The following is a 14,507-nucleotide window of genomic DNA, read 5'->3' as shown; positions in this document are numbered from 1 at the left end:
GGATCAAGGGGAATTGCGGCACCAGCTCGGGCGGGGCCGGCGGCCGGTTCGCCTTATACTGGTCGTACATCAAATTGCGGTGGGTGCTTTCCGAGGCGTCGAGGATCACCGCGAGATGGGTCGGCCCCTCCGCTTTGCCGAGGTCCCCGGCGAGCTTCCAGAGCATCGTCGTATAGCCGTAGACGGCGCCGACATTGAGGCCGAACCGGTTGGTCAGCGGCGGTAGCTGGTGGAAGGCTCGAAAGATATAGGACGAGCCGTCGACGAGATAGAGGTGAGGCATCGCGTCCCTCTAGCGGAGGGAATCGGCTGAGGGAAAGAATATGGGTAAGGCTCCGTTCAACCTTGCCGGGCTAGGCAAACCGGGATGATCTAACCAAGTTCGTCACCGGCCATGACGAAAAAGGGCAAGAGGGCATTTGAAGCGAACGATGAACCGCCGCCATTTCCTTCTCGCCGGCCTCGCCTGCGCCTTCGCCGCGGCGCCCGCCGTGGCCCAGCCGGCGCGATTCCAGCCGACGCGCTTCTCGGTGCAGGTGCGCGGGTCCGGGCCGGACGTGATCCTGATTCCCGGCCTCACCTCGGGCCGGGACGTCTGGGCGGACGCGGTCGCCGCGGTGCCGGGCTATCGCTATCATCTCATTCAGATCGCGGGCTTCGGCGGCGAGCCGGCGCGGGACAACGGGCGCGGGCCGATCGTCGGCCCGCTCGCCGACCAGATCGCGCGCTATATCGAGACGCGAGGGCTCAGGCAGCCGGCTTTGGTCGGCCATTCGATGGGCGGCACGCTGGCGATGCTTGTGGCGCTCAGACGGCCGGAGCTGGCCGGGCGGGTGATGGTGGTCGACATGCTGCCGCAGCCGGCTGGCCTCTATGGCGGCACGGCGTCGGGCTGGGGCGCGCTGGCGCGCAGCCTCGGCGCGATGATGGACACGTCGGGCGGGCGGCAGCTCTTCGCCAATCTGATGGGCGCGTTCAGCCCGCCGGGCCGCGTCGCCGGCAGCGACCCGCATGTCGTCGGCCGGGCGATGAGCGAATTGGGCGCTACCGATCTCGGCCCCGAGCTCGGCCGGCTACGCGCGCCGCTGACCGTGGTCTATGCCTCGCCCGACGCGCGCGCCAACGCGATCATCGACCGCCAGTTCGCCGCCGCCTATGCCCATGGCCGCGGCGCCCGCCTGATCCGCGTCGACGGCAGCAGCCACATGGTGATGCGCGACCAGCCCGCGCGGTTTGCCGCGGTGATGCGGCGGTTTTTGACGCGTTAGCTCGTCTCAATGAAGGACGATCGGCCGCGCCATATGGAGCAACCTGAGGGACCGAATCTCCACTGGCGCCGAGCCGTCCTGCATCTCACCAACCAGTGTCATGTCCCATTCCGGTTCGTCGATGACGGCATCGGCGTAGGGGAAGATGAGACGGTAGCAGAAATTTATCTGCCCTCTTCGCCGCATCTCAGGGCACCCCATACGCTGAACGATGGCCGCCTGGTTCAGCCTGAGACGGGATAAGGCCTGCGGAGTGCTTTCGCACGACACGTTGGCGGAAACGTCACAAGCAAAATCGAAGCGCGAGCTGGAAGAAGTCCGCGACCATTCTGCTTCCATTGCCGCTAGCCATTGTGCATCCCCGGCATCGGGAGCACGAAATGCGCCCCTAGCGCTGGTTAGAGCCGCGCATGCTGCCTCATGCGCCCTTTGATACTCGGGATCGCTCGGGTCTCCGGGCGGTTCGGGGATAGCCAAATAGCGGCTGGTCGCCTCGATATGAAAAATCGTGACCGGCGTGGAAGGTTGGGCTTCATCCAAATCAGCCCAATTGTATTCGATTGTGATTACGTCGGTTTGGCAGATGCGATTTAACCGAGGCCAAGGCGCGAATGGTTGCGTGAAGAAATCGACAGATCTGGGAACGCTCTGCGAGGCTTCATAGTCGTGCCTGACAGCCTCGATCACACGCGAACCTAGACGTTCGCCGAGCAAAGCCCGGGCAAGCTCCGGCACCGGCAGGGTCCGAACCGCGGTTACAGTCAACTCAGCTGTCTGCGCAGATGCGGCCGTTGCCGCCGCCCATGCTGAAACCAATGCTGACAAGAGCCCAAAATACCGTCTCACCAGTAGCTCCCTTAAATGCGTGCTTCATGGCGCCAGCACCGTATCGACCGCCTTGGCCAGCGTCTTCGGATAATCCAGCGTGTAGTGCAGCCCCCTGCTCTCCTTCCGCTTGAGGGCGGAGCGGACGATGAGGTCGGCGCTTTGCAGGAGGTTGCGGAGCTCGACCAGGTCGGCGGTGACGCGGAAGTGGCCGTAATAATCCTCGACCTCGTTGGTGAGCAGATTGATCCGGTGGGCGGCGCGCTCCAGCCTTTTGGTCGTCCGCACGATGCCGACATAGTTCCACATGAAGCGGCGGATCTCGGTCCAGTTCTGCTGGATCACCACCTCCTCGTCGGAATCGGTGACGCGGCTTTCATCCCAGGGGCGGATCGAGGGCGGAGCCGGGAGCGCCTCCCATTCGGCGGCGATATGGTTTGCCGCCGCCTCGCCGAAGACGAGGCATTCGAGCAGGGAGTTGGAGGCGAGGCGGTTGGCGCCGTGCAGGCCGGACTGGGTGCATTCGCCCGCCGCATAGAGACCGGGCAAATCGGTCCGCCCGTCGCGGTCCACGACGATGCCGCCGCAGGTGTAATGCTGGGCGGGGACGACCGGGATCGGCTCGGCCGTCATGTCGATGCCGAGGCCGAGCAGCTTCTCGTAGATGTTCGGGAAATGCCCCTTCACGAACTCTGCGGGCATGTGGCTGATGTCGAGATGGACGTAATCGAGGCCGTCGCGCTTGATCTCGCTGTCGATCGCGCGGGCGACGACGTCGCGCGGGGCGAGCTCGGCGCGTTCGTCATAATCCGGCATGAAGCGGTGGCCGGTCTCGGGGTGGATGAGCCGCCCGCCTTCGCCGCGCACCGCCTCGGTGATCAGGAAGTTCTTGACCTCCAGATTGTAGAGGCAGGTCGGGTGGAACTGCATGAACTCCATGTTGGAGACACGGCAGCCCGCCCGCCATGCCATCGCGATGCCGTCGCCGGTCGCGCCGCGCGGCGCGGTCGAAAAAAGATAGACGCGGCCCGCGCCGCCGGTGGCGAGGATCGTCGCGCGGGCGGTGAAGGTCTCGACCTTCCCGCTCGCCTTGTTGAGCGCATAGACGCCCCAGACATGGCCGTCGCCCGAGTAACGCTGGCCATGCCGGCCGGTGACGAGGTCGATCGCCACGCGGTCGGCGAGCACATTGATGTTCGGGTTGGCCGCGGCCGCTTTTTCCAGCGCCTGCTGGATCGCCCAGCCGGTGGCGTCGTTGACGTGGACGATGCGCCGGGCGCTGTGGCCGCCCTCGCGGGTGAGGTGCCAGCCCTCGCCGTCATCGTCGATGTTGAAGGGGACGCCGAGCTCGGCGAGTCGGTTGATCGCGGCCGGGGCGCTCTCGACGACGAACTCGACCGTCTCGCGGTCGTTGAGGCCGGCGCCGGCGACCATCGTGTCCTCGATATGCGCCTCGAAGCTGTCGCCCGGCTCCAGCACCGCGGCGATGCCGCCCTGCGCCCAACCGGTCGCGCCCTCGCCCTTCAGCAGCACGGCGACCTTGAACCGCTCGGCGAGATTGAGCGCCGCCGTCAGCCCGGCAGCGCCGGCGCCGATGATCACCACGTCATATGCGTGATGATTAGCCATCGACCCCACCATTCTCCCCTCCCTTCAAGGGAGGGGGCAAGGGGTGGGTGAGCGGAGCGGCGGCTCGATGCCGCCGGTTCGCTTCGTAGTGCTGGAGCAAAGTCTTTCTGGCGCGCCGACGCGCGCACCCACCCCTCAATCCCCTCCCTGGCAGGGAGGGGAGGCAAGAGGAGATCACCGCTTCAGGCATCCGCCGTCGCCCGCGTGAGGTTCAGGAAAACGGTCTCCAAATCGGGCTCGCGGGTCGAGACCTCGACGATGCCGAGCTCTTCCGCCTGGAGCGCGTCGAGCACCTGGCCCGCATTCACCCGGTCCTTGCGGTAGGTGATCGTCAGCGTCCGTTCGCCGTCGAACTCGATCCTGTCGAAGCAGGGCGCGGCGGGCGCGGCGGCGAGGTCGCGATCGACGGTTACCTCGACGATTTTCTCCTGCGCCATGTTGACCAGGGCGCGGGTCGGCTCATTGGCGATCAGCTTGCCATGGTTGATGATCGCGATCCGGTCGCAGAGCTGCTCGGCTTCTTCGAGATAGTGCGTGGTGAGGACGACCGTGACGCCCTGCGCGTTCAACGCGCGGACATAGTCCCAGAGCTGCTGCCTGAGTTCGACATCGACGCCGGCGGTCGGTTCGTCGAGGACGAGGATCGGCGGCGAATGGACCATCGCCTTGGCGACGAGCAGCCGGCGCTTCATGCCGCCTGAAAGGGTGCGCGAATAGGCCTCCGCTTTGTCCTCGAGGCGCATCGCGCGGAGCAGCTCCATCGTCCGCCGATCGGCCTTGGGCACGCCATAGAGGCCGGCCTGGATTTCGAGCGCCTCGCGGGGCGTGAAGAAGGGATCGAAGATGATCTCCTGCGGCACGACACCGATCGCGCGTTTCGCATTGCGCGGATGCTCGTCGATGTCGAATCCCCAGACGCAGGCGGTGCCGCCACTCTTGGTGACGAGGCCGGCGAGGATGTTGATCAACGTCGACTTGCCGGCGCCGTTGGGGCCGAGCAGGCCGAAAATCTGGCCGCGCGGCACCTCGATCGAAACGCCGTCCAGCGCGCGCTTGCCGCCTTGATAGGTCTTCCGCAGGTCCCGGATTGCGATCGCGGCTTCGGTCATGCCTCTGCGCATAGCGCCGCTCGGACGTCTGGCGAAGCCCCCAGACCATTGCTAAGGCGGCGCCATGGCAACCGACCCTTACCAGCCCGAAACCCAGATCGTCGAAACCCGCCGCGTCGCCTGTGACGGCGCGTCGACGATCTCGCCCGCTTTGGGCCATCCGCGCGTGTTCCTCGAGATCGACGAGACGGGCTTCGTCGATTGCGGCTATTGCGACAAGCGCTTCGTCCTGAAGGGCGGCCCGGCCGACCGGGGCTGAACCGTCACCAGCTTTCGCTGACCGGCTGCTCGCCGCGATATTCGGCGATCCGCCGCAGCGTCGCCTTCGAGACATTGTCGGGCAGTGAATCGAGCGGGAAGAAGCGCGCTTCGGTCACCTCCACGCCATCGGGATGCGGTTCATTCTCGCCGCGCGCCGTGAACAGGTGGATTGTGTCGCGCTTGCCTTCAGCTTGCGACCGATGGACCGAAACCGGCCTCAGCCGCTCCACTGCGACACCCGTCTCCTCCCGCACCTCACGGGCGCCCGCATCCGCCGGTGATTCGCGAAAGCCGATGCCGCCGCCGGGCAGGACCAGATGGCTCTTGCCGTAAGCGTTGCGGACCAGCAGCAATTCGCCGGCCGGATTGAAGACCATCACCTTCACGCCGCGGGTCTTCAGCCGCAGCACGCGCAGCGCGAGCCGGCGGCACCGGTAGAGGAACTGGATGACGGCGTTCTTCATGCGCCTGTCTCTGTGCCGCTTCGCTTTCGCTCGCAATGACGGTGGCCGCAAAGCGCTTTCCTACATGCCTGCACTTATGGTCTAAGCTGCCGGATGGACCGGCCGGCCAAACGCCCGCAACCCGATTTCGCGCCCGTCCGCCTGCGCACTCGGCGCGACGGCTGGACACCGGACTTGCAGCGAAGGTTCGTCGCCGCGCTCAGCGCCTCGCGGAACGTGGGCACGGCCTGCCTGTCCGTCGGCAAATCGCGCCAGAGCGCCTATCTGCTTTATCGCCGCGCCGATGCCGCGAGCTTCCGTCAAGCCTGGGACAAAGCGCTGGCGCTCCTCCCGCCGTCCCCGCCGCCGCCATTACCGCCGAACCCGTCCTGTGAGGTTTTGGCGCCGTATCGGCCGATGCGGGCGCCATCGCGCTGCTTCGGCATTGGCACGCTCCGCCCGCTCATGCCCGAAACCGCCTCTCGGCAAGTCTCAACTTACTCAACATTGTCAACTTCCGTCGCCGTGCCGTGCTGCAACGAACAGGCAGGTTGAAGGTGCAGAAACCGGATTAGGCCCTATATCGCTCCGATGACCTTCTTAGCCGATCCCCGCCGCTTCCTCTATCGCCCGGACGGGCTCGATCCCGATGCGGCGCTTCGCCTCACGGCCGAGGCGCTGGGCCGCTGCGACGATGGCGAACTCTACCTCCAATATAGCGCGAGCGAGAGCTTCCTCTTCGATGACGGCCGGCTGAAGACCGCCGATTTCAACACCCAGGCCGGCTTCGGCCTGCGCGGCGTGACCGGCGAGACGACCGCCTTCGCCCAGGCGAACGACATCAGCGAAGGCGCGATCCGCCGCGCCGCCGAGACGATGGCGGTGCTCGATCCGGCCAAAGGTGCGCGGCAGGGGCCGCCGCAGCGGACCAATTCAAAGCTCTACACAGACGCCGATCCGCTGAGCCTTATCCCCTTCGCCCGCAAGGTCGCGCTCTGTCAGGAGATCGACGCCGCCGCCCGCGCCCGCGATCCGCGCGTGGCGCAGGTCTCGGTCAGCCTCGCCGGCGTGTGGACCGTGGTCGAGATCGTCCGGCCGGACGGCTTTGTCGCCCATGACGTGCGGCCGCTGGTGCGGCTCAATGTCCAGATCATGGTCGAGCAGAACGGGCGGCGCGAAACCGGCTATCATGGCTTGGGCGGGCGTTACCTCTACGACGAATTGTTCGAGCCCGAGACCTGGAACCGGGCGATCGACCTCGCGCTGGCCCAGGCCTTGGTGAACCTCGAATCGGTCGCGGCGCCGGCGGGCGAGATGACGGTGGTGCTCGGGCCTGGCTGGCCCGGCGTGCTGCTGCACGAAGCGGTGGGCCACGGCCTGGAGGGCGATTTCAACCGCAAGGGCACCAGCGCTTTCTCCGGCCGGATCGGCGAGCGGGTGGCGGCGCCGGGCGTCACCGTGATCGACGACGGCGCGATCGACCGCCGGCGCGGTTCGCTCACCATCGATGACGAGGGCACGCCGACGCGGCGCAATGTGCTGATCGAGGACGGCATATTGAAGGGCTATATCCAGGACCGGATGAACGCCCGGCTGATGGGCGTCGAGCCGACCGGCAACGGGCGGCGCGAGAGCTTTGCCCATGCGCCGATGCCGCGGATGACCAATACCTTCATGCTTGGCGGCAAGGACGACCCGCGCGAAATCCTCGCCCGGGCCAGAAACGGAATCTACGCCAAGAGCTTCGGCGGCGGGCAGGTCGACATCACCTCGGGCAAGTTCGTCTTTTCCTGCACCGAGGCCTACAAAATTGAGAACGGCCGGCTGGGCGCGTCGATCAAGGGCGCCACCCTGATCGGCGACGGGCCGACCGTCCTTACCCAGGTCAAGGCGATCGGCGACGACATGGCGCTTGACGCGGGCATCGGCATCTGCGGCAAGGGCGGCCAGTCGATCCCGGCCGGGGTCGGCCAGCCGACTTTGCTGATCGAGGGGCTCACCGTCGGCGGCACCGCCGCGTGAGCGATTCCCGTCGCGAGGCCTGGATCGGGCACGTTCTCGATTTCTGGTTTTCGCGCGGCTGGGACGATTGGTGGCGGCCGAGCCCGGCGCTGGACGACGAGATTCGCGAGCGCTTTGCGATAGAATGGGCGCGACAGTCCCGGCGCGAGGCGTCCGACTTCACCGGCGATGCCGACACCGCGCTCGCGGCGGCGATCCTGCTCGACCAGTTCCCGCGCAACATGTTCCGGGGCCATGCCGATCAGTTCGCGACCGATCATCTCGCCCTGGCGATTGCCAAGGAGGCGGTGGCGCGCGGCTATGACGACGGCATGGCGACCGAGCGGCGCGGCTTCCTCTATATGCCCTTCCAGCACAGCGAGGATTTGGCGGACCAGCGGCAGTCGCTGCTGCTGTTCACCGCGCTCGGCAATGACGAGCAGCTCAAATATGCCCGGAAGCATTATGAAGTGATCGAGAATTTCGGCCGCTTCCCGCATCGCAACGCGGTGCTGGGCCGCAAGCCCACTGCGATGGAGCAGGCGGCGGGCGAAGTGGTGCCCTGGTAATGGCCTTGGTCGAGGCCGGCCGCTACTATAACAGCATCGAAGCCGGCATGGCCCGCGCCCGCCTCGAAGCCGAAGGAATACCGAGCTTCATATTCGATATGGAGATGAACTGGGGCTGGTCGGACGGCCTCATCATGATTCGCCTCATGGTCGACGATGAGGACCTGTCCCGGGCGAGCGAAATCCTCAACGCATCAGGAAGTCCTGCAGCGGACTGAGGTCGTAGCCGGCCTCCGCCGCCTCTTGCATGATCTCCGCCCCATCGCCGCCCCGTGTCTTGCGCGCCAGCGCCCAGAGACAGGTCGAACGCGTGCCGCTGCGGCAGAAGGCCAGCACCTTACCCTCCGCCTCTTCCATCGCGGCCGCCATCGCCTCGACCTGGTCCAGTGAGAAGCCGCCCGCGACCGGAATGTGCCGGTAATCGAGCCCCGCCGCCCGCGCCGCCCCTGCGATCTCCGTCGAGGTCGGCTGGCCCGGTTCTTCGCCGTCGGGGCGGTTGTTGACGATCATCGTGACGCCGAGCGCCCTCGCCTCGGCGATGTCCCCGGCGCCGATCTGGCCGGCGACGAAGGTGCGCGTGTCGAGCCGGCGGAACATCATGCCTCCCATGCCGCGATCACCTCGACGAAGGCCGCGCCATATTTGTCGAGCTTCGCGGCGCCGACGCCGGACACGCGGGAGAGCGCGGCGAGCGTGCTCGGCTTGAGCTCGGCCATTTCGCGCAGCGTGCTGTCGTGGAAGATCACATAGGGCGGCACGCCCGCCTCGCTCGCCAGCTCGCGCCGCCGCGCCCGCAGCGCCTCGAACAGCGGATCGTGCGGATATTCTGCCGCCGTCTTGCCGCGCCGAGCCTTGGTCCGCTTCGGCGGGATGACGATCTCCAGTTTCTCTTCGCCCTTCAGGATCGGCTTCGCCGCCGGACCGAAAGAGAGACCGCCGAAATCGTCGGCACGCAGCGCGTCGCGGGCGAGCAAAGCGCGGGCGACGGGCTTGAGCAGCGCAAGCTCCGCTTCGTCGGCGATTCCGAACACGCTGAGCCGGTGGTGGCCGAAGCCCAGCACCTTGTCGGTCTCGCGCCCGGCCAGCACATCGGTCAGGTGGCCGACGCCGAAGCGCATTTCGGTGCGGAACGCGGCGGAGAGCAGCTTGCGCGCCGCCTCGGTGGCGTCGATCGACTGCGGCGGCTCAAGGCAATTGTCGCAATTGCCGCAGCGCTCCGGCGGGTCGTCGCCGAAATGGCGGAGCAGAATCGCGCGGCGGCACGCGGCGGTCTCGACGAAGGCGGCGAGCGCATTCAGCCGCTCGCGCTCGCCGGCGCGGCGTCCCGGCTCGACCTCGGTCTCGATCCGGCGGCGGGCGCGCGAGAAATCCTCCGCGCCCCAGAACAGCCAGGCCTCGGCCGGCTCGCCGTCGCGCCCGGCCCGGCCCGTCTCCTGATAATAAGCCTCGATCGACTTGGGGATGCCGGCATGGGCGACGAAGCGCACGTCCGGCTTGTCGATCCCCATGCCGAAGGCGATTGTGGCCGCCATCACCATGTCCTCGGAGCGCACGAACGCAGCCTGGTTGCGCGCGCGGACCGGCGGCTCCAGCCCGGCATGATAGGGGAGCACGGCGCGGGTCTCGCCGCCGAGCTGCTCGGCGAGCTTCTCGGTCTTGTCGCGGCTCGGCGCGTAGACGATGCCCGGGCCGGGCTGCGCCGCGAGCAGCGTTTTGAGCTGGCTCGCCACGCCGTCGCGCGGGCGCACGTGGTAGCGGATATTGGGACGATCGAAGCCGGCGACGATCAGCCCGTCCGCCGGGATGCCGAGCTGGACGAGGATGTCCTCGCGGGTGCGCTTGTCGGCGGTGGCGGTGAGCGCGAGGCGGGGAGCCGCCAGCCCGTCGAGCAACGGCCGCAGCAGTCGGTAGTCCGGGCGGAAATCATGCCCCCATTCGCTGACGCAATGCGCCTCGTCGATCGCGATCAGCGAGAGCTTGATGCCCGAGACAAGCTGGCGGAAGCCGTCGGTCGTCGCCCGCTCCGGCGCGACATAGAGAATGTCGAGGCCGCCGCGCTTCAGCCGCTCGATCGTCTCGCCGCGATTGGCGTCGACGGAGGTGAGCGAGGCGGCGCGAATGCCGAAGCCCTCCGCCGCGCGGTTCTGGTCGTGCATCAGCGCGATCAGCGGCGAAATGACCAGCGCCGTCCCTTTCAGCGCCAAAGCCGGGACCTGGTAGCAGAGCGACTTGCCAGCCCCGGTTGGCATGACGGCGAGCGTGTGCCGCCCGGCCATGACGCGGCCGATCACCTCTTCCTGCACGCCCCGAAAGGAGGAGAAGCCAAACGTGTCGTGGAGGATGTCGAGCGGCGTCATTCCGCCGCCTCGGCCTGCTCCGCTTCGCGCTCGCTCTGCTGGCGGGCCCACATTTCGGCGTAGAGGCAGCCCTTGCGCAACAATTGGGCGTGGGTGCCGCGCTCGGCGACTTGGCCCTGGTCGAGCACGACGATCTGGTCGGCGTCGACCACGGTCGAGAGGCGATGCGCGATGACGATGCTGGTCCGCCGCGCTGCTACATGGTTCAGAGTCTGCTGGATCGCCGCCTCGGTGCGGCTGTCGAGCGCGCTGGTCGCCTCGTCGAGGATCAGGATCGGCGGATTTTTCAGGAGCGTGCGGGCGATCGCGACCCGTTGCTTCTCGCCGCCGGAGAGCTTGAGGCCCCGCTCGCCGACCATCGCGTCATAGCCGTTGGGCAGCTCGCGGATGAAGCCGTCGATCGCCGCCCCGCGCGCGGCGGCCTCGACCTCCTCCGCCATCGCGCCCTCGCGGCCATAGGCGATGTTATAGCCGATCGTGTCATTGAACAGCACCGTGTCCTGCGGGACGATGCCCAGAGCGGCGCGGAGCGACGATTGCTTCACGCCGGAAATATCCTGCCCGTCGATCGTGATCCGGCCGGCCGTCGGCTCGTAGAAGCGGAACAGCAGGCGTGAGAGCGTGGACTTGCCCGCTCCCGATGGCCCCACCACTGCTGTCATCGTCCCCGGCGCGACGTCGAGGTCGATGCCGCTCAGTATCACCCGCTCGGGATCGTAGGCGAAATGGACATCCTCGAAGCGGACATGGCCGGCGGTGACCACGAGGTCTGGCGCGTCGGGTGCATCGACGATCTCGGCCGGCGTGTCGACCAGGTTGAACATCGCCTCCATGTCGATCAGCCCCTGGCGGATCGTGCGGTAGACCATGCCGAGCATGTCGAGCGGCCGGAAGAGCTGGGCGAGCAGGGTGTTCACCACGACCAGATCGCCGACTGTGAAGCGCCCCAGGCTCCAGCTCCAGACGACGAAGCCCATCGCACCCGCCATCATCAGATTGGTGATCAGCGACTGGCCGACATTGAGCCAGGCGAGGCTTGTCTCGTTGCGGATCGCCGCCTCGGCATAAGCGTGGACGGCGCGGCCGTAGCGCCTCGCCTCGCGCTCCTCGGCGCCGAAGTATTTGACCGTCTCGTAGTTCAGCAGGCTGTCGACGGCCCGCGCCACGGCGCCGGTGTCGAGATCGTTCATCTCGACGCGCAGCTTCGTTCGCCAGTCGGTTATCGCTCTGGTCCACTTTATGTAGAGCCAGACCATGAAGGCGGTCGCGGCGACGAGGCCGAGGCCGAACTTTACCCAGAACAGGCCGAGCACGATGGCGAGCTGAACCAGGGTCGGGGCGATGTTGAAGAGGAGGAAATAGAGCATCATGTCGATGCTCTTGGTGCCGCGCTCGACGATCTTGGTGACCGCGCCGGTGCGCCGCTCGAGATGGAAGCGCAGCGACAGATCGTGGAGGTGGCGGAAGGTCGTATCGGCCAGCCGGCGCGTCGCGTCCTGCCCGACCCGCTCGAACAGGCCGTTCCTGAGATTATCGAACAGCACACCGGCGAAGCGCGCCGCGGCATAGGCGCAGACGAGGCCGATCGCGACCTGGGCGAGCGGCTCCATCCCCGCCGTCATCCGGTTCACCGCCTCGCCGAAGGCGAGCGGCATGATGAGGGTGGTGACGAGAATCGAGACCAGTACGAGCAAAGAGGCCAAGACGACGCGCAGCCGCAGCCCCGGCGCGTCGGCGGGCCAGAGATAGGGCAGGAAGCGCCGGAGCACGCTCAGCCCCGGCTCCGCCCCCCTTATCGTCCGCTCGTCCGCCATCGCGGCCTAGATAGGCGGCGGCGGCCCATTCCCCAAGCGTGGGTGGCTCAGATTGTCCCGCTGATCGTCAGGGTGAAGACCGGGCCGTAGAAACGGTCGCGATCCTCGGTGAAGTTGATGTTGCTGTCATCGGCGAGCCGGCGGCCATTGTAGAAGGTGCGGCTGAAGCTCTCATTGGTGCCGAGCAGATTGTCGACGCTGGCGCGCAGCGTCAGCCCGAACACGTCCTTATGCTCGACGAACGCGCCGAGGCTGCCCGGCGTGTCGAGGAAGCGGAAGCGCTGGTCGAGCCGGAAGCCGGCTGACTGGCGGTACTGGAAGGCGGTGACGCCCCAGGCCCATGGCGTGCTGGGGATGTCGTGGCGGAGCGTGAGGTCGATCTGGCGCGTCATCGTCTCATTGAACGGCCGCCTGAGGCCAGTCAGCGGATCATCGAGCGACGTGCGCTGGAACTGCAGGTTCGCGTCGATCTTCGCGCCGCGCCAGCCGATCGGATCGAAGTTGATCGTGCTCGTGACCTGCAGGCCGTAGAGCGTCGCGGTGCCGTCGAGATTGCCGGGCGACTGGCCGGTGGCGCCGATCGGGATGACGTCGACGATGTCGGTGATCAGGCTGCCATAGAGCCGGCCGGTGATCGTCCCCCATGGCCCCAGGTTGCGCCGCACCTGGACCTGCCCGTTCCAGCGCTGCGGCGGCACCAGGTTGGCGTTGCCGGCGTTCGAGGTGCCGGCGCTGACGTTGGACGAAGCGACGAAGTCGAAGAAATTGAGCTGGCCCACGACCCGCTCGATCCGGGCGCTGACGTCGAGATTGGGGTTCGGCCGCCAGGCGAGGTTGAGAAAGCCCTTGGGGCGGAAGAACTGGCGGCTGAGGCCGCCGGCGCCGGTCTGGGTCAGCTCGGAAAATTCCGCACCGGCCGCGGCTTGCAGCGTCAGGGTCGGCGTCAACGGTCGGCCGAAGGTCAGGATCGCCTCAGCCCGACGCTCCTCGACGATCGATTCGGTGAAGGCGCCAGGAACCGGCACGAACTGGGTGCCAACGAGGGTGAAGAGATTGTTGTTGACGTCGAGCCGGTTGAGCGCGCCCTCGAGGCTGATCTGCCAGTCGTTGCTGCCGCCCCGCCAGCGATATTCGCCGCGAAGGATCGTCTCGGTCTCGTCGCCGGTCTGCTCGAAGCGCTGGCCCTCGCGGGGACGGCCGTCGGCGTAATTGATGAACAGCTCCTGCTCATAGGGGCTGTGCTCGAAGCGGCGGACGCCGATCAGCTTGAGCCGGCCGCCGGCGAGCGGGAATTCGTAATCGCCGCCGAACTCGTAATTATATTCGCGCTCCTGTTCGTGGAAGCGGCGGTCGCGGTCGACCTGGCCCGGCCCGGAGCGGAGCGAGATCTCGTCGGCGTCGAAGATATAGCCGCCGACGGCGGCGTTGGCGTTGAGGACCGAGCCGTTGCCGAAGGTGCGGCGCAGCGTGCCGGCGAGGCGCGGCTGCTCGCCATTGACGCTCAGCACCTCGTCGCGCCGGTCGAGGATCGCGCCGGCCGGTGTGATCACGATCTCCGGCCCGGCATTGCCGTTCCTGAAGCTGTCGTTGCGGAAGCTCAGCGAGAATTCGGTGCCGGTGCCGAGCGGGCCGTTGATCGCGACCTCGCCGTTCAGCAGCCGGGCCGGGGTGCGGCGGGCACGGATCTGGGGGCGATAGACGAAATTGCCGGCGATGCCGCGTGACCGGGTGATGATGTTCGCGACCTGGCCCGAGAGGCCGGAAATGTTGAAGGTCGAGCCGTCGGCGATGTCGATCCGGGTGACGTTGGCGGCGCTGATCCGCCGAAGCTCGGTGAAGATGTCGGTCGACCGGCCGGTGAAGCGCTCGCCGTTGATCAGGACGTTGCTGGTCGCCTCGCCGAGCCCGCGCCGATCCGTGTCGCCGGCATCGATCGAGAAGCCGGGGACGTTGTTCAGCATGTCGAGCGCGCTGCGCGGCGAGAAACGGGCAAAGTCGGCCGGCGCGTAGCTGCGCGTGCCCTGCCGCGCCGCGACCGGCGTGTCGGCCGGGGGCGGGGCGTTGGGATCGGCCGGCGCGGTCTCTTCCGGCGTCGGAATGTTCGGGTCCGGGGGCGGCGATGCCGGCGTCTGCGCGGCAAGCGGCGCGGCCCCGGCCAGCAGCATGATCGCGATCGCGCGACGCGCGGCCGCCCCGGTCAACTTCACCCTCATTCGGCTTTCCCTCCCGAC

General features: G+C 67.3%; 15 protein-coding genes. 6 read left to right on the top strand and 9 right to left on the bottom strand.

Annotated features, from left to right (window positions below):
- On the bottom strand, positions 1 to 283 hold a 283-nt coding region (locus ACT4N3_RS11345), incomplete at its 3' end, for a 5'-3' exonuclease (protein WP_444855332.1).
- A gap of 148 nt (positions 284 to 431) precedes the next feature.
- On the opposite strand from ACT4N3_RS11345, the gene ACT4N3_RS11340 reads away from it, so the two are divergent.
- Positions 432 to 1,268 carry an alpha/beta fold hydrolase gene (locus tag ACT4N3_RS11340; protein WP_444855331.1) on the top strand — a complete coding sequence of 279 codons (837 nt, stop codon included), beginning with the start codon at positions 432 to 434 and terminating at the stop codon, positions 1,266 to 1,268.
- A gap of 6 nt (positions 1,269 to 1,274) precedes the next feature.
- On the opposite strand, the gene ACT4N3_RS11335 is transcribed toward ACT4N3_RS11340, so the two are convergent.
- From ACT4N3_RS11335 to ACT4N3_RS11325, 3 genes are all read right to left on the bottom strand, one after another.
- Positions 1,275 to 2,114: a hypothetical protein gene (locus tag ACT4N3_RS11335; RefSeq protein ID WP_444855330.1), complete on the bottom strand. Its 840-nt coding sequence runs from the start codon at positions 2,112 to 2,114 to the stop codon at positions 1,275 to 1,277.
- A 24-nt stretch (positions 2,115 to 2,138) separates the two neighbouring features.
- Complete coding sequence (gene nadB, locus ACT4N3_RS11330; protein WP_444855329.1) at positions 2,139 to 3,722, bottom strand: L-aspartate oxidase; 1,584 nt, start codon at positions 3,720 to 3,722, stop codon at positions 2,139 to 2,141.
- Between the two features lie 182 nt (positions 3,723 to 3,904).
- A complete protein-coding gene (locus ACT4N3_RS11325; protein WP_444855328.1) occupies positions 3,905 to 4,831 on the bottom strand; it encodes an ABC transporter ATP-binding protein in 927 nt (308 codons plus the stop codon).
- A 64-nt stretch (positions 4,832 to 4,895) separates the two neighbouring features.
- On the opposite strand from ACT4N3_RS11325, the gene ACT4N3_RS11320 reads away from it, so the two are divergent.
- Positions 4,896 to 5,090, top strand: a complete 195-nt coding sequence (locus tag ACT4N3_RS11320) for a zinc-finger domain-containing protein (protein ID WP_444855327.1) — start codon at positions 4,896 to 4,898, stop codon at positions 5,088 to 5,090.
- A gap of 4 nt (positions 5,091 to 5,094) precedes the next feature.
- On the opposite strand, the gene ACT4N3_RS11315 is transcribed toward ACT4N3_RS11320, so the two are convergent.
- Positions 5,095 to 5,556, bottom strand: coding sequence for an NUDIX domain-containing protein (locus ACT4N3_RS11315; protein WP_444855326.1), 462 nt, complete (start codon positions 5,554 to 5,556; stop codon positions 5,095 to 5,097).
- Positions 5,557 to 5,649: 93 nt separating this feature from the next.
- Here ACT4N3_RS11315 and ACT4N3_RS11310 point away from each other — a divergent pair, with 93 nt between their 5' ends.
- Genes ACT4N3_RS11310 through ACT4N3_RS11295 form a run of 4 tightly spaced genes read left to right on the top strand, consistent with a single transcriptional unit; the run spans position 5,650 to position 8,323 of the window.
- Positions 5,650 to 6,090, top strand: coding sequence for a hypothetical protein (locus tag ACT4N3_RS11310; protein WP_444855325.1), 441 nt, complete (start codon positions 5,650 to 5,652; stop codon positions 6,088 to 6,090).
- Between the two features lie 36 nt (positions 6,091 to 6,126).
- Positions 6,127 to 7,557 carry a metalloprotease TldD gene (gene tldD, locus ACT4N3_RS11305; RefSeq protein ID WP_444855324.1) on the top strand — a complete coding sequence of 477 codons (1,431 nt, stop codon included), beginning with the start codon at positions 6,127 to 6,129 and terminating at the stop codon, positions 7,555 to 7,557.
- Complete coding sequence (locus ACT4N3_RS11300; protein ID WP_444855323.1) at positions 7,554 to 8,105, top strand: DUF924 family protein; 552 nt, start codon at positions 7,554 to 7,556, stop codon at positions 8,103 to 8,105. Before tldD ends, ACT4N3_RS11300 begins: the two co-directional genes overlap by 4 nt.
- Positions 8,105 to 8,323: a putative signal transducing protein gene (locus ACT4N3_RS11295; RefSeq protein ID WP_444855322.1), complete on the top strand. Its 219-nt coding sequence runs from the start codon at positions 8,105 to 8,107 to the stop codon at positions 8,321 to 8,323. Before ACT4N3_RS11300 ends, ACT4N3_RS11295 begins: the two co-directional genes overlap by 1 nt.
- Here ACT4N3_RS11295 and ACT4N3_RS11290 read toward each other — a convergent pair.
- From ACT4N3_RS11290 to ACT4N3_RS11275, 4 genes are read right to left on the bottom strand one after another with little or no spacing between them, the layout of a single operon-like run.
- Positions 8,292 to 8,702: a TIGR01244 family sulfur transferase gene (locus tag ACT4N3_RS11290; protein WP_444855321.1), complete on the bottom strand. Its 411-nt coding sequence runs from the start codon at positions 8,700 to 8,702 to the stop codon at positions 8,292 to 8,294. The genes ACT4N3_RS11295 and ACT4N3_RS11290 overlap by 32 nt on opposite strands.
- Positions 8,702 to 10,462 (bottom strand): DNA helicase RecQ, encoded by a 1,761-nt coding sequence (gene recQ / locus ACT4N3_RS11285; protein WP_444855320.1) that lies wholly within the window; start codon positions 10,460 to 10,462, stop codon positions 8,702 to 8,704. Before recQ ends, ACT4N3_RS11290 begins: the two co-directional genes overlap by 1 nt.
- Complete coding sequence (locus tag ACT4N3_RS11280) at positions 10,459 to 12,276, bottom strand: ABCB family ABC transporter ATP-binding protein/permease (protein ID WP_444855319.1); 1,818 nt, start codon at positions 12,274 to 12,276, stop codon at positions 10,459 to 10,461. The genes recQ and ACT4N3_RS11280 overlap by 4 nt, the downstream gene beginning before the upstream one ends.
- Positions 12,277 to 12,323: 47 nt before the next feature.
- Complete coding sequence (locus tag ACT4N3_RS11275; RefSeq protein WP_444855318.1) at positions 12,324 to 14,489, bottom strand: TonB-dependent receptor plug domain-containing protein; 2,166 nt, start codon at positions 14,487 to 14,489, stop codon at positions 12,324 to 12,326.
- Positions 14,490 to 14,507: the final 18 nt, after the last annotated feature.

The sequence above is a fragment of the Sphingosinicella sp. genome, assembly GCF_052388015.1.
In the GTDB taxonomy this organism is placed as follows: Bacteria; Pseudomonadota; Alphaproteobacteria; order Sphingomonadales; family Sphingomonadaceae; genus Allosphingosinicella.
This window is presented reverse-complemented; position numbering and strand designations above follow the sequence as displayed.